This window comes from Flavobacterium silvisoli, from assembly GCF_004329815.1.
GTDB classification, from domain to species: domain Bacteria; phylum Bacteroidota; class Bacteroidia; order Flavobacteriales; family Flavobacteriaceae; genus Flavobacterium; species Flavobacterium silvisoli.
Genome location: NZ_SJPE01000010.1, coordinates 24,060 through 40,490 on the forward strand (window position 1 = coordinate 24,060; position 16,431 = coordinate 40,490).

Sequence of the window (16,431 nt, forward strand, 5' to 3'; positions counted from 1 at the left end):
TTACTTATTATTTAGTTGCTTTTTTCTTGTTAGCAACAGTTTTTCTTTTACCTTTTCTTGTTCTAGAGTTGTTCTTAGTTCTTTGTCCTCTTAACGGAAGACCAGATCTGTGACGGATACCTCTATAACATCCAATGTCCATTAAACGTTTGATGTGTAATGAAACTTCTGAACGAAGCTCACCTTCAATTTTGTAATATGAAACGGCATCACGGATTGCTCCGATTTCGTCGTCATTCCAATCTTGAACTTTTTTATCGTGGCTAACTTGAGCTTTATCTAAAATCTCAATTGCTCTACTTTTACCAATTCCGAAGATATAGGTTAAAGCGATAACTCCTCTTTTGTTTTTTGGGATATCTACCCCTGCTATTCTTGCCATAATTATCCTTGTCTTTGTTTAAATCTAGGATTCTTTTTGTTGATTACGTATAATCTGCCTTTTCTGCGTACAATGATGCACTCGGCACTTCTTTTCTTAACTGATGCTCTTACTTTCATTTTTACTAGCTTTAGTATCTATATGTAATTCTTGCTTTTGACAAATCGTAAGGACTCATTTCCAACTTCACTTTGTCACCAGGTAACAATTTGATGTAATGCATACGCATTTTTCCTGAAATATGAGCGATTACAACGTGTCCGTTTTCTAATTCTACACGGAACATAGCATTTGATAATGCTTCGATGATTGATCCGTCTTGTTCTATTGCTGATTGTTTTGCCATAAAAATTAAGCTACTGCTTTTCTATTTTTACCACTTTTCATCAATCCGTCATAGTGTTTATTCAATAAATAAGAATTTATTTGTTGAATAGTATCGATAGCTACACCAACCATAATGATCAATGAAGTACCGCCATAGAACATAGCCCATGATTGTTGAACATCTGCACTAACAACAATCGCTGGGAACACAGCAATTAACGCCAGAAACAATGAACCTGGGAATGTTATAAGAGACATGATTTTATCTAAGAAATCTGCAGTTTCAATACCTGGTTTAATACCCGGAATAAATCCACCACTTCTTTTTAAATCATCGGCCATTTTATTTGTTGGAACTGTGATTGCAGTATAAAAGAACGTAAATATTAAAATTAACGCTGCAAAAACAAAGTTGTACCAAAAACCAAACATGTTACTGAAGGTACCTGCTATAGACTGAGACGTTTCAGATTTTGAAAGTCCGGCTACAGCTGCCGGGATAAACATAATTGCCTGAGCAAAAATGATTGGCATTACACCTGCAGAGTTTAGTTTCAATGGAATCCATTGTCTGTTTCCGCCAAGCATGTCTTGTTCGAAATCACCAGTTGTAGTACGACGTGCGTATTGTACCGGAATCTTTCTAACTGCCATCACCAATAATACACAAGCTATAATTACTAATAACCAAACAATGATTTCGAAAACCAATACCATTGGACCTCCGTTATTGTTTGTAATTCTTGAAGTAAATTCTTGAAACAATGCTTGTGGTAAACGGGCTAAGATACCCACCATGATCAATAGTGAAATACCGTTACCAATTCCTTTATCCGTAATTTTTTCTCCCAACCACATGGCGAAAATAGTACCCGTAGTAAGAATCAGAACAGAAGAGAATAAGAATGAAAATGAATCAAATCCTAAAAGGAAAGCATTACCCGGTAATGTTCTGTAAAGGTTATAGATGTAACCAGGACCTTGAACAAGAGTGATGGCGATAGTCAACCATCGGGTAATTTGATTCAATTTTTTTCTTCCGCTCTCACCGTCCTTTTGCAATTTTTGCAAGTAAGGAATAGCGATACCCATTAACTGAACAACAATTGAAGCAGAAATGTACGGCATGATACCTAGTGCAAATACTGACGCCTTTGAGAAAGCTCCACCGGTAAACATATCCAGTATTGATCCAATACCTTTTTCTGTTTGACCTGCCAAGCTATGCAATTGCGTAGCATCTATACCCGGTAGCGTTACATGCGCACCAAATCTGTAAACTAACAATAGACCGAGTGTAACTAGGATTCTATTTTTTAGTTCCTCTATTTTCCAAACATTACTTAATGATTCAAAAAATTTCTTCATTGTTATAGAAATTATAGGGTTACAGCTTCTCCACCAGCCGCTTCGATAGCTGCTTTAGCAGTTGCGGTAAATTTGTGAGCAGTTACTTTTAATTTTGCTTTCAATTCGCCTCTACCAAGAATTTTAACTACTTCATTTTTAGTAGCCAAACGGTTTTCAACCAACACTGCAAAATCTACAGTATCAGTAACAATTCCGTTATCTACCAACAATTGAAGTGCGTCTAGATTTACCCCTTGATACTCTATACGATTAACGTTTTTGAAACCAAACTTAGGCACACGTCTTTGAAGTGGCATTTGCCCTCCTTCAAAACCAATCTTTTTTGAATAACCAGAACGAGACTTAGCTCCTTTGTGACCACGTGCAGCAGTACCACCTTTACCGGAACCTTCTCCTCTACCTAATCTTTTATTTTGATTGTGTGTAGAACCTTCAGCAGGTTGTAAGTTACTTAAATTCATAACTATGATTTGTTATTTAACTTCCTCTACGGAAACTAAGTGTTTAACTTTATTTATCATTCCAAGGATAGCTGGATTTGAATCATGCTCCACAACTTGTCCCATTCTACGAAGACCTAAAGCTTCCAATCCTCTCTTTTGTGTAAGAGGACAGTTGATTTTGCTTCTAACTTGTTTTACTAATAATTTAGCCATAATTTCCTTGAATTAACCTTTAAAAACTTTCTCTAAAGAAATACCTCTTTGCTTAGCAACAGTAGCGGCACTTCTCATTTGTAATAAAGCATCAAAAGTTGCTTTTACCACGTTGTGAGGGTTTGATGAACCTTGTGATTTTGACAATACATCGTGAATACCCACTGATTCAAGAACTGCACGAACAGCTCCACCAGCAATTACTCCCGTACCGTGAGAAGCTGGCATTAAGTATACCGCTGCTCCACCAAATTTCCCTTTTTGTTCGTGAGGTACTGACTGACCACTCAAAGGAATTCTAACCAAGTTTTTCTTTGCATCCTCTACTGCTTTTGCAATAGCTTCAGAAACGTCTTTAGATTTTCCTAAACCATGTCCAACAACACCGTTTTCATCACCTACCACAACAATAGCAGAAAAGCCGAAAGCTCTACCTCCTTTTGTTACTTTGGTAACACGATTCACACTAACCAAACGATCTTTCAATTCAAGACCACTAGGTTTTACTATTTCTACGTTTTTATATCCGTTATACATAATAATTTCTTAGAATTTAAGTCCGGCCGCTCTTGCGCCTTCCGCTAATGATTTAATACGACCGTGATATAAATAACCTCCTCTGTCGAAAGTTACTTCTGTAATACCGGCTTTTAACGCTTTTTCAGCAGCCAATTTTCCAACAGCTGTAGCGATTTCAACGTTTGTACCTTTTAAATCTACTCCTTTATCTTTTGATGAAGCAGCCAATAAAGTAACTCCATTCACATCATCAATGAATTGTGCATAGATTTCCTTATTACTTCTGAATACAGATAATCTTGGTTTAGCAGCAGTACCGCTAACAATCTTTCTGATTCTGAATTTAATTCTTTGTCTTCTTTCAGTTTTTGTTAATGACATAATGCTAATTTTTACGCTGATTTACCTGCTTTTCTTCTTAATACTTCACCAACAAACTTAACTCCTTTTCCTTTGTAAGGTTCAGGTTTACGGAAACCTCTGATTTTCGCAGCAATTTGACCTACCAGTTGTTTGTCATGAGATGTTAACTTTACGATTGGGTTTTTACCTTTCTCAGAGATTGTTTCTAATTTTACTTCAGGAGCAACTTCTAAAACAATATTGTGAGAAAAACCTAATGCTAAGTCTAATTTTTGTCCTTGGTTTGAAGCTCTGTAACCTACCCCAACCAATTCTAATTCTTTTGTGAATCCTTCAGAAACACCAACCACCATATTGCTGATTAATGCTCTATACAATCCGTGCTGAGCTCTGTGCTCTTTGCTATCAGAAGATCTTTCAACTAAGATTTGACCTTCTTCAACTTTTACGGTTACGTTTGAGTAATCCTGAGAAAGTTGACCTAATTTTCCTTTTACAGTAACTGTAGTATCGTTTACTTCAACAGTTACACCTGCAGGAATCGAAATTGGGTTTTTACCTATTCTTGACATTGTTTAACTGTTTTTTTTAGTATACGTAACAAATTACTTCTCCACCAACATTCAATTGCTTAGCTTGTTTTCCGGTCATCAAACCTTTTGAAGTGGAAACAATAGCAATTCCTAATCCGTTAAGGATTCTAGGTAGTTTTGCAGCACCTGCATATTTACGTAAACCTGGTTTACTAATTCTTTGGATATCTTTAATTACCGGCTCTTTGGTATCTTTGTCATACTTCAAAGCGATTTTGATGGTACCTTGTACAGTACTGTCATCAAATTTGTAACTCAAGATATATCCTTGATCGAATAAAATCTTTGTGATCTCTTTTTTAAGGTTAGAAGCTGGGATTTCTACCACTTTGTGGTTAGCCATCACTGCATTTCTAACTCTCGTAAGATAATCTGCAATTGGATCTGTATACATATTTATTAAATTGTGGCAACGGTTTTCAAAAAGACTATCTCTTTGAACCTGAAGCCATTAAACACTATTTTAACAGCAGAGAATTGCACGTTCCCGGCAAAAATCCGGCAAATGTACAATTATCTGCTGAAATTCCAACTATTACCAGCTGGCTTTTTTTACTCCCGGGATCAATCCTTGGTTTGCCATTTCACGAAAAGTAACACGTGAAATACCAAATTGTCTCATATATCCTCTTGGTCTTCCTGTTAATTTACAACGGTTGTGCATACGAACTGGAGAAGCATTTTTTGGTAGTTTTTGTAACCCTTCGTAATCTCCGGCTTCTAATAAAGCTTTTCTTTTCTCAGCGTACTTTGCTACTGTGTTAGCTCTTTTCACCTCACGGGCTTTCATTGATTCTTTAGCCATGTCTTAATTCTTTTTAAAAGGTAAACCTAATTCAGCCAATAATGACTTTGCTTCTTTATCTGTTTTTGCCGTTGTAACGAATGTAATGTCCAAACCTGCAATTTTGTTTACTTTATCAATATCAATTTCAGGGAAAATGATTTGTTCAGTAACACCCAAGTTGTAATTACCTCTTCCGTCAAAACCAGTAGCTTTGATACCGTTAAAATCTCTTACACGTGGCAAAGATGATGTAATCAATCTATCTAAGAATTCATACATTCTTTCTCCTCTAAGAGTTACTTTAGCTCCAATCGGCATACCTTTTCTCAATTTGAACGATGCAACGTCTTTTTTAGAGATTGTAGATACTGCTTTTTGTCCAGTAATCTTTGTCAACTCATCAACCGCATAGTCAATAAGTTTTTTATCAGATACTGCTGCTCCAACTCCGCGGCTTAAAACGATTTTCTCCAATTTAGGAACTTGCATTACGTTTTTATAACCGAATTCTTCTTTAAGGGCAGCAATTACTCTGTCCTTATATTCTTGCTTAAGTCTAGGTGTATAAGCCATAACTATAATACTTGATTAGATTTTTTTGAAAATCTCACTTTCTTATCTCCTTCTACTTTGATTCCAACTTTAGTAGCTTTTTTTGATTTTGGATCAATTAAAGACAAGTTAGAAATATGAATAGGAGCTTCTTTCTTAACAATTCCTCCCTGAGGGTTTTTAGCACTTGGTTTAGTGTGTTTTGAAACCAAGTTTACACCTTCAACGACAGCTTTGTTTTTTTCACGGTCAACGCGCAAAACTTTACCTTCTGAACCTTTGTGGTCACCAGCGATAACTTTTACTACGTCTCCTGATTTTATTTTTAGCTTTATCATCTTACTATGAATTAAAGCACTTCTGGTGCTAATGATACAATTTTCATGAATTGTTTTTCACGAAGTTCTCTGGCAACCGGACCAAAAACACGAGTTCCTCTCATCTCACCTGCTGCATTCAAAAGAACACAAGCATTGTCATCAAAACGGATATAAGAACCATCGGCTCTTCTCACTTCTTTTTTGGTACGTACAACAACTGCAGTAGAAACAGCACCTTTTTTCACGTTTCCGTTTGGTGTTGCATCTTTGATTGACACTACAATTTTATCTCCAACAGAGGCATAACGACGTTTCGTTCCTCCTAAAACACGGATAGTCAAAACTTCTTTGGCTCCTGTGTTATCTGCTACTTTTAATCTTGATTCCTGTTGTACCATAACTATTTCGCTCTTTCAATGATTTCAACTAATCTCCAACATTTAGTTTTTGATAAAGGTCTTGTTTCCATAATCCTTACCGTATCACCAATGTTACAGTCGTTTGTTTCGTCGTGTGCATGAAACTTTTTAGTTTTTAACACGAACTTACCATATAATGGGTGTTTTACTCTGGTTACTTGAGCCACAACAATAGACTTGTCCATTTTGTTTGACGTAACAACACCAATTCTTTCTTTTCTTAAATTTCTTTTTTCCATCTTTTCAGCTAGCATACAATTATTGTAACTCTCTTTTAGTTAGCTCAGTTGCTACTCTAGCAACAGCTCTTCTGGCACTTCTGATTTGAAGTGGATTGGCAATTGGAGAAATAGCGTGTGCAGATTTTAAATCCATGTAAGCTTTTCTCAACTCAGTAAGTTTTACTTGCAACTCAGCTGCAGATAGATTGATAATTTCTGATTGTTTCATAATATTTCTTTGATTATGCTTCGAAATCTCTAGCAACTACAAACTTAGTTTTAACTGGAAGTTTTTGTGCTGCCAAACGCAAAGCTTCTTTAGCAACAGATAGCGGAACACCACCTACTTCAAACATGATTTTTCCTGGTTTCACCACAGCAGCCCAGTATTCAACGGCTCCTTTTCCTTTACCCATACGTACCTCAAGAGGCTTTTTGGTAATTGGTTTATCCGGGAAAATTTTAATCCATAACTGTCCTTCTCTTTTCATAAAACGAGTTGCAGCGATACGCGCAGCTTCAATTTGACGTGAAGTTAAGAACATTCCTGTTTCATGTACTGATTTAATTCCAAACATTCCATTAGAAAGCTCGTGTCCTCTTTGAGAAACACCTTTCATTCTACCCTTCTGTACCTTACGGTATTTTGTTCTTTTAGGCTGTAACATTTTTCTTTAGTTTAAAATTACTTTCTTTTACGAGGGCCTGGTTTTCCGTTTGATTTTCCACCACGTGGAGCATCACTTTTTCCGCCACCTTGACCGGCTTGTTTTTTATCCATACCTACAAGTGGAGAAAGATCTCTTTTTCCATACACCTCACCTTTCATGATCCATACTTTGATACCCATTCTACCGTAAGTAGTATGAGCTTCACCTAAAGCATAGTCAATATCGGCTCTGAAAGTTGATAGAGGAATTCTTCCTTCTTTGAATTGCTCTGAACGTGCCATTTCAGCTCCGTTCAAACGACCTGAAATCAAAACTTTGATTCCCTCAGCATTCATACGCATTGCTGCAGCGATAGCCATTTTAATAGCTCTTCTGTATGAAATACGGCTTTCAATTTGACGAGCGATACTTGTTGCAACTAAATAAGCATCTAACTCAGGTCTTTTGATTTCAAAGATGTTGATTTGAACCTCTTTGTCAGTAACTTTCTTAAGTTCTTCTTTTAACTTGTCTACCTCTTGACCGCCTTTTCCGATAATGATACCAGGTCTTGCGGTAGTGATAGTAACGGTTACAAGTTTCAAAGTTCTCTCGATGATTACTTTTGACACACTAGCTTTTGATAAACGAGCATGGATGTACTTTCTGATTTTATAATCTTCGGCGATTTTGTCACCGTAATCATTTCCACCATACCAGTTTGAATCCCATCCTCTGATGATACCAAGGCGATTTCCAATTGGATTTGTCTTTTGTCCCATACTGTTTATTAATTACTTTGTGTGTTATCTAATTGTCCTAACACGATAGTTACGTGGTTCGAACGTTTTCTAATTCTGTGTGCTCTTCCTTGCGGAGCCGGACGAAGTCTTTTCAACATCATACCGCCGTCTACACGGATTTCTTTAACAAATAAGCCTGCTTCCGCTACATTACCCTCAGTATTTTTCTGTTCCCAGTTATTGATAGCTGATAATAATAATTTTTCTAATTTACGTGAAGCTTCTTTTGAGCTGAATCTTAAAATATTCAAAGCTCTTTCCACTTTCTGACCTCTTACCAAGTCTGCTACTAAGCGCATTTTTCTAGGTGAAGTAGGGCAATTGTTTAATTTAGCAAATGCGATAGACTTGTTAGCCTCTTTTCTTGCGTCTGCAGTTTCTCTTTTACGAACTCCCATTGCTTCTTATTTTTTACCTTTATTTTTTGCTCCAGCATGACCTCTAAAAGATCTTGTTGGTGAAAACTCTCCTAATTTGTGTCCTACCATGTTCTCAGTTACATAAACCGGAACAAACTGACGACCATTGTGAACTGCGATAGTTTGTCCAACGAAATCCGGAGTAATCATTGAGGCTCTAGACCAAGTCTTAACCACACCTTTGTTACCGCCGGCAATATTTTCCTGAACTTTTTTATCTAACTTATAGTGAACAAAAGGTCCTTTTTTTAATGAACGTGCCATGTCTATCTAATTATTTCTTTCTGCGTTCTACAATATACTTGTTGCTCGGGTTAACTTTAGAACGAGTTCTGTAACCTTTAGCCGGTAGACCTTTTCTAGAACGTGGGTGACCTCCTGATGAACGTCCTTCACCACCTCCCATTGGGTGATCAACCGGGTTCATCGCTACAGCTCTTGTTCTTGGTCTTCTACCTAACCATCTGCTTCTACCTGCTTTACCAGACACAATCAATTGGTGGTCAGAGTTAGAAACTGCTCCGATGGTTGCCGAACACGTCAACAAGATTAATCTTGTTTCACCTGAAGGCATCTTAATAGTAGCATATTTTCCGTCTCTCGCCATTAATTGAGCAAATGTTCCGGCAGAACGAGCAATAACAGCTCCTTGTCCAGGACGCAATTCGATACAAGAAATTACAGTTCCCAACGGAATTTTGCTCAACGGCAAAGTGTTTCCGATTTCAGGTGCTGCTTCTTCTCCAGACACTACAGTCTGTCCTACTTGCAATCCGTTTTGAGCAACAATATATGTTTTCTCACCATCTGCATACCACAATAACGCGATAAAAGCTGTTCTGTTTGGATCGTACTCGATTGATTTCACAGTAGCAGGAATTCCCACTTTTGTTCTTTTGAAATCAATAATACGATACCTTTGTTTGTGACCACCGCCTGTATAACGCATGGTCATTTTTCCTTGACTATTTCTACCTCCTGAGTTTTTTATCGGTGCTAACAAAGAGCGCTCCGGCTTATCAGTCGTAATGGCGTCAAAACCATTCACAACTCTAAAACGCTGACCCGGGGTAATAGGTTTTAATTTTCTAACTGACATTGTTATTAGATATTATTGTAAAAATCTATTGTTTCTCCCTCTTTTACTTGTACAATTGCTTTTTTGTAAGCATTTGTTTTTCCGCTAATCAAACCACTTTTTGTATACTTAGTAGTTCTATCAGCTCTATAGTTCATCGTGTTAACTTCAACAACCGAAATTCCGTAAGCAGCTTCTACCGCTTTCTTAATCTGAACTTTGTTTGCTTTTTTGTCAACAACAAAACCAAAACGATTGAAAACCTCACCTTCTTTGGTGATTTTTTCAGTGATGATAGGCTTAATTATGATACTCATGGTCTAATTATTTGCTTAAATTTTCTTCAATTCCTTCTAAAGAACCCTCTAAAAGAACTAAATTATTAGCATTTAAAATTTCGTAAGTGCTTAACTCTGAATTAGTTACAACGCTAGACGCTTTTAAATTGCGTGAGGACAAATATACATTTTTATTTGAATCACCCAACACGAACAAAGATTTTTTGTTTTCTAACCCTAAAGCTTTCAAAACGTTAATGAAATTTTTGGTGCTTGGTGTATCAAAATTAAAGTCTTCAACAACTACTAAATTTGATTCTTTTACTTTTAAAGAGAAGGCCGATTTACGAGCTAATCTTTTTACAGTTTTGTTCAATTTGAAAGAGTAGCTTCTTGGTCTTGGCCCGAAAACTGTTCCTCCACCTTTGAACAATGGACTCTTTTTTGATCCTGCACGTGCAGTACCTGTTCCTTTTTGTTTTTTAATCTTACGCGTAGAACCTGCTACTTCAGCTCTTTCTTTAGCTTTGTGAGTTCCTTGTCTTTGATTGGCTAAGTATTGCTTAACATCAAGATATACTGCGTGATTATTTGGCTCAATGCCGAATACTGAATCCGAAAGCTGTACTTTTCTTCCAGTATCTTTTCCGTTGATATCTAAAACTTTTACTTCCATTACTTCTGAATGATTACGTAAGAGTTTTTGTGTCCAGGAATCGCTCCTTTAACTACAAGTAGGTTCTTTTCAGCCACTACTTTTAAAACTCTAAGGTTTTGAACTTTTACATTATCTCCTCCCATTCTTCCTGCCATACGCATTCCTTTGAATACACGTGATGGATAAGAAGATGCTCCTACAGAACCTGGTGCTCTCAAACGGTTGTGCTGACCATGTGTAGATTGTCCAACTCCACCAAAACCGTGACGCTTAACAACCCCTTGGAAACCTTTTCCTTTTGATACACCTTGTACATCAACAAATTCTCCTTCGCTGAATACTTCCACAGTGATGTTATCACCTAATTTGTAATTTTCTTCAAATCCTTGGAATTCAACGACTTTTTTCTTAGCAGATGTACCGGCTTTTTTAAAGTGACCTAAGTCAGCTTTAGTAGCATGTTTTTCTGCTTTGTCATCGAAACCAAGTTGAAGAGCTGAATACCCGTCAACCTCATTGGTTCTGACTTGGGTAACGACACAAGGGCCAGCTTCGATTACCGTACAAGGAATGTTTTTCCCGTTCTCATCGAAAATACTGGTCATGCCGATTTTTTTTCCAATTAACCCAGACATATTAATAATTATTTAATGTTTATTATTTTACTAATTCAATAAAGAAATAAGTATCAGAAATAAATCTACTCCTGATACTCATTTCAGAAATTTGTATACTTATACTTTGATTTCTACTTCAACTCCACTTGGCAATTCAAGTTTCATTAAAGCATCGATAGTTTTCGAAGAAGAACTATAGATGTCTAGCAATCTTTTGTATGAACTTACCTCAAACTGCTCTCTCGCTTTTTTGTTCACGTGCGGAGAACGCAATACGGTAAATATTTTTTTGTGCGTAGGTAACGGAATTGGACCTGTTACAACAGCACCTGTGCTTTTCACAGTTTTTACGATTTTCTCAGCTGATTTATCAACCAACATGTGATCGTAAGATTTCAATTTTATTCTAATTTTTTGACTCATCTTGATAAAAATTAAGCGTTACCTTTTGCTTTTTTGATTACTTCCTCAGAAATGTTTGCAGGAGTTTGCTCGTAGTGAGAGAATTCCATTGTAGAAGTTGCTCTACCCGAAGACAATGTTCTCAACGTAGTTACATAACCAAACATTTCAGATAATGGAACGTTAGCTTTGATTGTTTTGGCTCCATTTCTGTCACCCATATCATTCACTTGTCCTCTTCTTCTGTTCAAATCACCAACGATATCTCCCATGTTTTCTTCAGGGGTAATCACTTCTATTTTCATGATTGGCTCAAGGATAACAGCACCTGCAGCTTTCGCTACTTCCTTGTATCCCATCTTAGCAGCTAATTCGAAAGACAAAGCATCCGAATCTACCGGGTGGTAAGAACCGTCTAATAAAGTAACTTTCAAACTGTCTACAGTATATCCTGCTAAAGGACCTGTTTTCATAGCTTCTTTAAATCCTTTTTCAACAGCAGGAATAAATTCTTTAGGTACGTTACCTCCTTTTACCTCATTAACAAACTGTAATCCTACGAAAGGTTTACCGTCAACTAAATCAGCAGGCTCTAAACGGAATACGATATCACCAAATTTACCACGTCCACCCGATTGTTTTTTATAAACCTCTCTGTGTTGTGCAGCTTTAGTAAACGCTTCTTTATACTCAACCTGAGGCTCGCCTTGGTTAACCTCTACTTTGAATTCACGTTTCATACGATCTACTAAGATATCCAAGTGTAACTCACCCATACCTGAGATAATCGTTTGACCTGAAGCCTCATCTGTTCTAACAGTAAACGTTGGATCCTCTTCAGCCAATTTGGCCAAAGCCATACCCATTTTATCAACGTCAGCTTTAGTTTTAGGCTCAATAGCAATACCGATTACCGGATCAGGGAATTTCATTGATTCAAGGATAATTGGGTGTTTTTCATCACACATAGTATCCCCGGTTTTGATATCTTTAAATCCAACTGCTGCTCCAATATCTCCAGCTTCGATGTACTCGATTGGATTTTGTTTGTTCGCGTGCATTTGGTAGATACGAGAAATTCTTTCTTTGTTTCCTGAACGAGTATTCAAGATATAAGAACCGGCATCTAAACGACCTGAATAAGCACGGAAGAACGCCAAACGACCAACATAAGGGTCAGTTGCAATCTTAAATGCTAAAGCAGCGAAAGGCTCTTTTACGTCAGGACGACGAACAATTTTCTTTTGATCTTCCTCTAATAAATCTTTATCATCAGGATGAATACCTTCGATACCTTCTTTATCTAATGGAGACGGCAAGTACTTACACACAGCATCCAACATAAACTGAACTCCTTTGTTTTTGAATGAAGACCCACACAACATAGGAATAATAGCCATATCGATAGTTGCAGCACGTAAAGCTTTGTTGATTTCTTCTTCCGTAATAGAATTTTCATCCTCCATGTACTTGTCTAACAAGTTCTCATCGTAAGTAGCAATTTCTTCGATAAGTTTAGAACGATATTCTTTTACTTCGTCAACCATATCAGCCGGAATGTCAACAACATCAAAAGTAGCCCCTTGAGTTTCATCATGCCAAATGATAGCTTGATTTTTCACTAAGTCAACTACCCCTTTGAAATCTTGCTCCTCACCGATTGGTAAAGTAATAGCAACAGCATTAGATTTCAACATATCTTTTACTTGTTGACAAACTGCCAAGAAGTTAGAACCCTGACGGTCCATTTTGTTTACGAATCCCATACGAGGAACTCGGTATTGGTCTGCCAATCTCCAGTTGGTTTCAGATTGAGGTTCAACACCGTCAACCGCACTAAACAAGAATACCAAACCATCCAAAACACGCAATGAACGGTTTACCTCTACAGTAAAGTCAACGTGTCCCGGAGTATCGATGATGTTGAAGTGGTAAGCCTTAGATTCAGGAATAGCTTTTCCTTGAACAGTTGGGAAATTCCACTCACAAGTTGTAGCCGCAGAAGTAATAGTAATACCTCTTTCTGCTTCTTGCTCCATCCAGTCCATTGTTGAAGCACCATCGTGAACCTCACCAATTTTATGGGTTTTACCAGTATAAAATAAGATACGCTCTGTTGTGGTTGTTTTACCAGCATCAATGTGAGCCGCAATACCTATATTTCTTGTATATTTTAAATCTCTAGCCATTTCTTAAATATTAAAATCTAAAGTGAGAGAATGCTTTGTTTGCTTCTGCCATTTTGTGAGTATCCATTCTCTTTTTAACAGCAGCACCTTCTTCTTTAGCAGCAGCTAAGATTTCAGAGGCTAATTTAGCAGCCATTGACTTTTCATTTCTTTTGCGAGCATAAAGGATCATCCATTTCATCGCCATTGAAATTTTTCGGTCAGGTCTGATTTGCATCGGGATTTGGAAAGTAGCTCCACCCACACGACGCGAACGAACTTCTACGTGAGGCATAACGTTTGTCAATGCATCTTTCCAAACTTCTAATGAAGTTTTCTCATCATTGTTCTTTTTAGTTTCTACGATGTCAATAGCATCATAGAACACCTTGAAAGCTGTTGATTTCTTACCGTCCCACATTAAGTTGTTCACAAAACGGGTAACCAATTGGTCATTAAACCTTGGATCTGGTAAAAGAGGTCTTTTTTTGGCCTGTCTTTTTCTCATGTCTTTTCTTTAAAAGTTTTTAAAATTACTTTTTAGCTTCTTTTGGGCGCTTAGCACCGTACTTAGATCTTCTTTGTGTTCTTCCTGCTACACCTGAGGTATCAAGTGCACCACGCACAATGTGGTATCTAACTCCTGGTAAATCTTTTACCCTTCCGCCTCGCACTAATACTATCGAGTGCTCTTGTAGATTATGTCCTTCTCCAGGGATGTAGGCATTCACCTCGTTTCCGTTAGTCAAACGTACACGCGCTACTTTACGCATCGCTGAGTTTGGTTTTTTCGGAGTAGTAGTGTAAACACGCGTACAAACACCTCTTCTTTGAGGACAAGAATCTAAAGCAACCGATTTACTCTTCTTAGTGATTTGAGTTCTTCCTGTTCTTACTAATTGTTGAATTGTTGGCATAATTAAATACTAAAATTTCTTTATTTATTAAAATCCCGCTTTTTTAGGGGTTGCAAATGTAGTAATTATTTTGAACGAAACAAATCGTAATTAATTAATTTTCAAACAAATTGTTTTTCGATTCGATTAACCGCAATAAAAACAGATTTTTTGCGTTATTTTGAAGCAAACAATACTTTCAGTTGAAAAAGATTTTCTTCTTTTTTTTATTTTACCTTCTGTGCGGAACTCTCTCGGCACAAAATTTCTATCTCAAAATCAGCGGACAAAACAATCAAGAAACAAAAATAATTGACAGCATAGGATATATTTCAAAGCATCAAAACATCAAATCTATTGTTGACGAAAACAATTCACTTCTCAAAAAGATAATAAAAACAGGCTTTACCGAAAGTCAAATCATCGAAAACTCCAAACTTAACGACTCTACTTTTTTGTTCAAATTCGAGCTTGGAAAACGAATAAATTATGCACGCATATATATAGGTATAAAATTTCAGGAAAATATACCGGCAAATTACCCATTGAAAAATGACACTTTACTACTCCCGTATCAGGAAACGGAAAACTTTTTGAACGCTGTATTGAAAAAATTAGAAGGCAACGGTTTTTCGATGGCTAAAGTCAAATTGACAAATCTTCAAAAAAAGAACGACTGCATCATAGCCGACCTTTCAGTCACGAAAGAGGTCAAAAGAACACTGAACGACATTGTCATAAAAGGCTATGATAAATTTCCGGACGGACACAAAAAAAACATGCTTCGCCTTTACCGCAATAAAATTTTCAATCAAAAGAATCTGGATAAACTCTACAATGATTTTGATAAATTCAGATTTGTTAAACAGAGTAAATATCCTGAAATCCTTTTCACCAAGGATTCTACCAAAGTTTATGTGTATTTAGAAAAAACAAAAGCCAATACGTTTGACGGCTACATTGGTTTCACCAACGACGAAAATAAAAAAATGGTCTTCAGCGGGTATCTTGATTTGGTTTTAAATAACATTCTGAATTCAGGCGAAAAACTTGCACTATATTGGAAAAGCAACGGACAAGATCAAAAAACCTTCAACCTGAACGTTGAAATCCCGTATCTTTTTAAAAGCCCTATCGGACTCAAAACAGAATTAAACATTTTCAAGCAAGACAGCACATTTCAAAATACGCGGACTTCAATTGATCTGGGTTATTATTTCAACTACAATACCCGACTGTATTTAGGCTATCAATCAACAGAGTCGAGCGACATCCAAAACTCAAACACAACAACCCTGAGCGACTTTAACAATTCGTTCACCACCACTTCATTGGAATTCATCGATTTAAAAAACGATGATTTTCTATTCCCCGAAAAAACCACACTGAATTTCAAAACCGGTTTTGGCAAAAGAACCACCAAACTGATTTCAGACAATCAATTTTTTGCAAGCCTGAACCTGAAACACAACCTGTACCTGAACGAAAAAAATATAATTTCTCTCAAAACTCAAAATTTTTATCTGCAAAGCAACGATTACATCGTTAATGAACTTCAGCGATTTGGCGGAATCAATTCGATACGGGGATTCAACGAAAACAGTCTCCAGGGCAACATCTTCAACTCGTTACTGACCGAATACAGATACGTGCTAGCCTCAAACCTCTACATCCACTCCATCATTGATTACGGCCAACTACAAGACAACACCACTAACAGCAAGACCAACTTGCTCGGACTGGGATTTGGTTTCGGATTACTTTCTAAAAACGGACTTTTTAACATGGTTTATGCCACCGGAAGCACAAATAATCAAGCTGTTAAACTATCCAATTCTATAGTTCACATTAGTTTTAGAGCTAATTTTTAAGAACTTATGAACTTTAACATTAAAAACTTGCACTTATATTAGGATTTTTAAGATTATTTTAAGAATTTTGAAAGACTAATT

Annotated in this window: 29 protein-coding genes; 1 reads left to right on the forward strand and 28 read right to left on the reverse strand. The window is 36.8% G+C overall.

The window, feature by feature from the left end:
* Nucleotides 1-7: 7 nt before the first annotated feature.
* The 28 genes from rpsM to rpsL all read right to left on the reverse strand — a co-directional run bounded on the left by rpsM (nt 8) and on the right by rpsL (nt 14,500).
* Complete coding sequence (gene rpsM / locus EZL74_RS08985; RefSeq protein ID WP_131476279.1) at nt 8-382, reverse strand: 30S ribosomal protein S13; 375 nt, start codon at nt 380-382, stop codon at nt 8-10.
* 2 nt (nt 383-384) lie between these two features.
* Complete coding sequence (ykgO, locus tag EZL74_RS08990) at nt 385-501, reverse strand: type B 50S ribosomal protein L36 (RefSeq protein ID WP_002987490.1); 117 nt, start codon at nt 499-501, stop codon at nt 385-387.
* A gap of 11 nt (nt 502-512) precedes the next feature.
* Nucleotides 513-728: a translation initiation factor IF-1 gene (gene infA, locus EZL74_RS08995; RefSeq protein ID WP_026714631.1), complete on the reverse strand. Its 216-nt coding sequence runs from the start codon at nt 726-728 to the stop codon at nt 513-515.
* Between the two features lie 5 nt (nt 729-733).
* Nucleotides 734-2,077 carry a preprotein translocase subunit SecY gene (secY, locus tag EZL74_RS09000; protein ID WP_131476280.1) on the reverse strand — a complete coding sequence of 448 codons (1,344 nt, stop codon included), beginning with the start codon at nt 2,075-2,077 and terminating at the stop codon, nt 734-736.
* Nucleotides 2,078-2,088: 11 nt separating this feature from the next.
* Nucleotides 2,089-2,541, reverse strand: a complete 453-nt coding sequence (gene rplO / locus EZL74_RS09005) for a 50S ribosomal protein L15 (protein WP_131476281.1) — start codon at nt 2,539-2,541, stop codon at nt 2,089-2,091.
* Between the two features lie 12 nt (nt 2,542-2,553).
* Nucleotides 2,554-2,736: a 50S ribosomal protein L30 gene (gene rpmD / locus EZL74_RS09010; RefSeq protein WP_131476282.1), complete on the reverse strand. Its 183-nt coding sequence runs from the start codon at nt 2,734-2,736 to the stop codon at nt 2,554-2,556.
* Between the two features lie 12 nt (nt 2,737-2,748).
* Entirely contained in the window at nt 2,749-3,273 is a 525-nt protein-coding gene (gene rpsE / locus EZL74_RS09015; RefSeq protein WP_131476283.1) for a 30S ribosomal protein S5, read from the reverse strand.
* 9 nt (nt 3,274-3,282) lie between these two features.
* Nucleotides 3,283-3,636, reverse strand: a complete 354-nt coding sequence (gene rplR / locus EZL74_RS09020) for a 50S ribosomal protein L18 (RefSeq protein ID WP_131476284.1) — start codon at nt 3,634-3,636, stop codon at nt 3,283-3,285.
* A gap of 11 nt (nt 3,637-3,647) precedes the next feature.
* On the reverse strand, nt 3,648-4,190 hold the full coding sequence (gene rplF / locus EZL74_RS09025) for a 50S ribosomal protein L6 (protein WP_131476285.1): 543 nt from the start codon (nt 4,188-4,190) through the stop codon (nt 3,648-3,650).
* Nucleotides 4,191-4,206: 16 nt separating this feature from the next.
* Nucleotides 4,207-4,605, reverse strand: a complete 399-nt coding sequence (gene rpsH / locus EZL74_RS09030) for a 30S ribosomal protein S8 (protein ID WP_131476286.1) — start codon at nt 4,603-4,605, stop codon at nt 4,207-4,209.
* A gap of 141 nt (nt 4,606-4,746) precedes the next feature.
* On the reverse strand, nt 4,747-5,016 hold the full coding sequence (gene rpsN, locus EZL74_RS09035) for a 30S ribosomal protein S14 (protein WP_131476287.1): 270 nt from the start codon (nt 5,014-5,016) through the stop codon (nt 4,747-4,749).
* A 3-nt stretch (nt 5,017-5,019) separates the two neighbouring features.
* Complete coding sequence (gene rplE, locus EZL74_RS09040; protein WP_131476288.1) at nt 5,020-5,571, reverse strand: 50S ribosomal protein L5; 552 nt, start codon at nt 5,569-5,571, stop codon at nt 5,020-5,022.
* Between the two features lie 2 nt (nt 5,572-5,573).
* Complete coding sequence (rplX, locus tag EZL74_RS09045) at nt 5,574-5,888, reverse strand: 50S ribosomal protein L24 (protein ID WP_131476289.1); 315 nt, start codon at nt 5,886-5,888, stop codon at nt 5,574-5,576.
* Between the two features lie 11 nt (nt 5,889-5,899).
* On the reverse strand, nt 5,900-6,268 hold the full coding sequence (gene rplN, locus EZL74_RS09050) for a 50S ribosomal protein L14 (RefSeq protein WP_007803649.1): 369 nt from the start codon (nt 6,266-6,268) through the stop codon (nt 5,900-5,902).
* A gap of 2 nt (nt 6,269-6,270) precedes the next feature.
* Nucleotides 6,271-6,528 carry a 30S ribosomal protein S17 gene (rpsQ, locus tag EZL74_RS09055; RefSeq protein ID WP_131476290.1) on the reverse strand — a complete coding sequence of 86 codons (258 nt, stop codon included), beginning with the start codon at nt 6,526-6,528 and terminating at the stop codon, nt 6,271-6,273.
* Nucleotides 6,529-6,547: 19 nt separating this feature from the next.
* On the reverse strand, nt 6,548-6,739 hold the full coding sequence (gene rpmC, locus EZL74_RS09060) for a 50S ribosomal protein L29 (RefSeq protein ID WP_131476291.1): 192 nt from the start codon (nt 6,737-6,739) through the stop codon (nt 6,548-6,550).
* A gap of 13 nt (nt 6,740-6,752) precedes the next feature.
* Nucleotides 6,753-7,178, reverse strand: a complete 426-nt coding sequence (gene rplP, locus EZL74_RS09065) for a 50S ribosomal protein L16 (protein WP_131476292.1) — start codon at nt 7,176-7,178, stop codon at nt 6,753-6,755.
* 17 nt (nt 7,179-7,195) lie between these two features.
* Nucleotides 7,196-7,942, reverse strand: a complete 747-nt coding sequence (gene rpsC, locus EZL74_RS09070) for a 30S ribosomal protein S3 (protein ID WP_131476293.1) — start codon at nt 7,940-7,942, stop codon at nt 7,196-7,198.
* 8 nt (nt 7,943-7,950) lie between these two features.
* On the reverse strand, nt 7,951-8,361 hold the full coding sequence (gene rplV / locus EZL74_RS09075) for a 50S ribosomal protein L22 (RefSeq protein WP_131476294.1): 411 nt from the start codon (nt 8,359-8,361) through the stop codon (nt 7,951-7,953).
* Between the two features lie 6 nt (nt 8,362-8,367).
* Nucleotides 8,368-8,646, reverse strand: coding sequence for a 30S ribosomal protein S19 (rpsS, locus tag EZL74_RS09080; RefSeq protein ID WP_007136562.1), 279 nt, complete (start codon nt 8,644-8,646; stop codon nt 8,368-8,370).
* A 10-nt stretch (nt 8,647-8,656) separates the two neighbouring features.
* The gene (rplB, locus tag EZL74_RS09085; RefSeq protein WP_131476295.1) at nt 8,657-9,481 is read right to left on the reverse strand and encodes a 50S ribosomal protein L2; all 825 of its coding nucleotides are present in this window, start codon (nt 9,479-9,481) and stop codon (nt 8,657-8,659) included.
* Nucleotides 9,482-9,486: 5 nt separating this feature from the next.
* Nucleotides 9,487-9,777 carry a 50S ribosomal protein L23 gene (rplW, locus tag EZL74_RS09090; RefSeq protein ID WP_131476296.1) on the reverse strand — a complete coding sequence of 97 codons (291 nt, stop codon included), beginning with the start codon at nt 9,775-9,777 and terminating at the stop codon, nt 9,487-9,489.
* Nucleotides 9,778-9,784: 7 nt separating this feature from the next.
* A complete protein-coding gene (gene rplD / locus EZL74_RS09095) occupies nt 9,785-10,414 on the reverse strand; it encodes a 50S ribosomal protein L4 (RefSeq protein ID WP_131476297.1) in 630 nt (209 codons plus the stop codon).
* Nucleotides 10,414-11,031 carry a 50S ribosomal protein L3 gene (rplC, locus tag EZL74_RS09100; protein WP_131476298.1) on the reverse strand — a complete coding sequence of 206 codons (618 nt, stop codon included), beginning with the start codon at nt 11,029-11,031 and terminating at the stop codon, nt 10,414-10,416. The genes rplD and rplC overlap by 1 nt, the downstream gene beginning before the upstream one ends.
* A gap of 99 nt (nt 11,032-11,130) precedes the next feature.
* On the reverse strand, nt 11,131-11,436 hold the full coding sequence (gene rpsJ, locus EZL74_RS09105; protein WP_026710316.1) for a 30S ribosomal protein S10: 306 nt from the start codon (nt 11,434-11,436) through the stop codon (nt 11,131-11,133).
* A gap of 11 nt (nt 11,437-11,447) precedes the next feature.
* Nucleotides 11,448-13,604, reverse strand: coding sequence for an elongation factor G (gene fusA / locus EZL74_RS09110; RefSeq protein ID WP_131476299.1), 2,157 nt, complete (start codon nt 13,602-13,604; stop codon nt 11,448-11,450).
* Between the two features lie 10 nt (nt 13,605-13,614).
* The gene (gene rpsG, locus EZL74_RS09115) at nt 13,615-14,091 is read right to left on the reverse strand and encodes a 30S ribosomal protein S7 (RefSeq protein ID WP_131476300.1); all 477 of its coding nucleotides are present in this window, start codon (nt 14,089-14,091) and stop codon (nt 13,615-13,617) included.
* A gap of 25 nt (nt 14,092-14,116) precedes the next feature.
* Nucleotides 14,117-14,500, reverse strand: a complete 384-nt coding sequence (rpsL, locus tag EZL74_RS09120) for a 30S ribosomal protein S12 (protein ID WP_007136570.1) — start codon at nt 14,498-14,500, stop codon at nt 14,117-14,119.
* 182 nt (nt 14,501-14,682) lie between these two features.
* Between rpsL and EZL74_RS09125 the strand changes: the two genes are divergently transcribed.
* Nucleotides 14,683-16,350, forward strand: coding sequence for a BamA/TamA family outer membrane protein (locus EZL74_RS09125; RefSeq protein WP_131476301.1), 1,668 nt, complete (start codon nt 14,683-14,685; stop codon nt 16,348-16,350).
* Nucleotides 16,351-16,431 lie beyond the last annotated feature (81 nt).

Coding starts and splice junctions, on each gene's coding strand:
- rpmC (WP_131476291.1), bottom strand. CDS start 6,739: ATGAAACAATCAGAAATTATCAATCTATCTGCAGCTGAGTTGCAAGTA.
- rplB (WP_131476295.1), bottom strand. CDS start 9,481: ATGTCAGTTAGAAAATTAAAACCTATTACCCCGGGTCAGCGTTTTAGA.
- rpsL (WP_007136570.1), bottom strand. CDS start 14,500: ATGCCAACAATTCAACAATTAGTAAGAACAGGAAGAACTCAAATCACT.
- rpsG (WP_131476300.1), bottom strand. CDS start 14,091: ATGAGAAAAAGACAGGCCAAAAAAAGACCTCTTTTACCAGATCCAAGG.
- rplC (WP_131476298.1), bottom strand. CDS start 11,031: ATGTCTGGGTTAATTGGAAAAAAAATCGGCATGACCAGTATTTTCGAT.
- rpsN (WP_131476287.1), bottom strand. CDS start 5,016: ATGGCTAAAGAATCAATGAAAGCCCGTGAGGTGAAAAGAGCTAACACA.
- rplV (WP_131476294.1), bottom strand. CDS start 8,361: ATGGGAGTTCGTAAAAGAGAAACTGCAGACGCAAGAAAAGAGGCTAAC.
- rplO (WP_131476281.1), bottom strand. CDS start 2,541: ATGAATTTAAGTAACTTACAACCTGCTGAAGGTTCTACACACAATCAA.
- rpsQ (WP_131476290.1), bottom strand. CDS start 6,528: ATGGAAAAAAGAAATTTAAGAAAAGAAAGAATTGGTGTTGTTACGTCA.
- ykgO (WP_002987490.1), bottom strand. CDS start 501: ATGAAAGTAAGAGCATCAGTTAAGAAAAGAAGTGCCGAGTGCATCATT.
- rpsS (WP_007136562.1), bottom strand. CDS start 8,646: ATGGCACGTTCATTAAAAAAAGGACCTTTTGTTCACTATAAGTTAGAT.
- rplP (WP_131476292.1), bottom strand. CDS start 7,178: ATGTTACAGCCTAAAAGAACAAAATACCGTAAGGTACAGAAGGGTAGA.
- rplF (WP_131476285.1), bottom strand. CDS start 4,190: ATGTCAAGAATAGGTAAAAACCCAATTTCGATTCCTGCAGGTGTAACT.
- rpsC (WP_131476293.1), bottom strand. CDS start 7,942: ATGGGACAAAAGACAAATCCAATTGGAAATCGCCTTGGTATCATCAGA.
- rplN (WP_007803649.1), bottom strand. CDS start 6,268: ATGGTACAACAGGAATCAAGATTAAAAGTAGCAGATAACACAGGAGCC.
- secY (WP_131476280.1), bottom strand. CDS start 2,077: ATGAAGAAATTTTTTGAATCATTAAGTAATGTTTGGAAAATAGAGGAA.
- fusA (WP_131476299.1), bottom strand. CDS start 13,604: ATGGCTAGAGATTTAAAATATACAAGAAATATAGGTATTGCGGCTCAC.
- rplR (WP_131476284.1), bottom strand. CDS start 3,636: ATGTCATTAACAAAAACTGAAAGAAGACAAAGAATTAAATTCAGAATC.
- rpmD (WP_131476282.1), bottom strand. CDS start 2,736: ATGGCTAAATTATTAGTAAAACAAGTTAGAAGCAAAATCAACTGTCCT.
- infA (WP_026714631.1), bottom strand. CDS start 728: ATGGCAAAACAATCAGCAATAGAACAAGACGGATCAATCATCGAAGCA.
- rpsJ (WP_026710316.1), bottom strand. CDS start 11,436: ATGAGTCAAAAAATTAGAATAAAATTGAAATCTTACGATCACATGTTG.
- rpsH (WP_131476286.1), bottom strand. CDS start 4,605: ATGTATACAGATCCAATTGCAGATTATCTTACGAGAGTTAGAAATGCA.
- rplW (WP_131476296.1), bottom strand. CDS start 9,777: ATGAGTATCATAATTAAGCCTATCATCACTGAAAAAATCACCAAAGAA.
- rplD (WP_131476297.1), bottom strand. CDS start 10,414: ATGGAAGTAAAAGTTTTAGATATCAACGGAAAAGATACTGGAAGAAAA.
- rplX (WP_131476289.1), bottom strand. CDS start 5,888: ATGATAAAGCTAAAAATAAAATCAGGAGACGTAGTAAAAGTTATCGCT.
- rpsE (WP_131476283.1), bottom strand. CDS start 3,273: ATGTATAACGGATATAAAAACGTAGAAATAGTAAAACCTAGTGGTCTT.
- rplE (WP_131476288.1), bottom strand. CDS start 5,571: ATGGCTTATACACCTAGACTTAAGCAAGAATATAAGGACAGAGTAATT.
- rpsM (WP_131476279.1), bottom strand. CDS start 382: ATGGCAAGAATAGCAGGGGTAGATATCCCAAAAAACAAAAGAGGAGTT.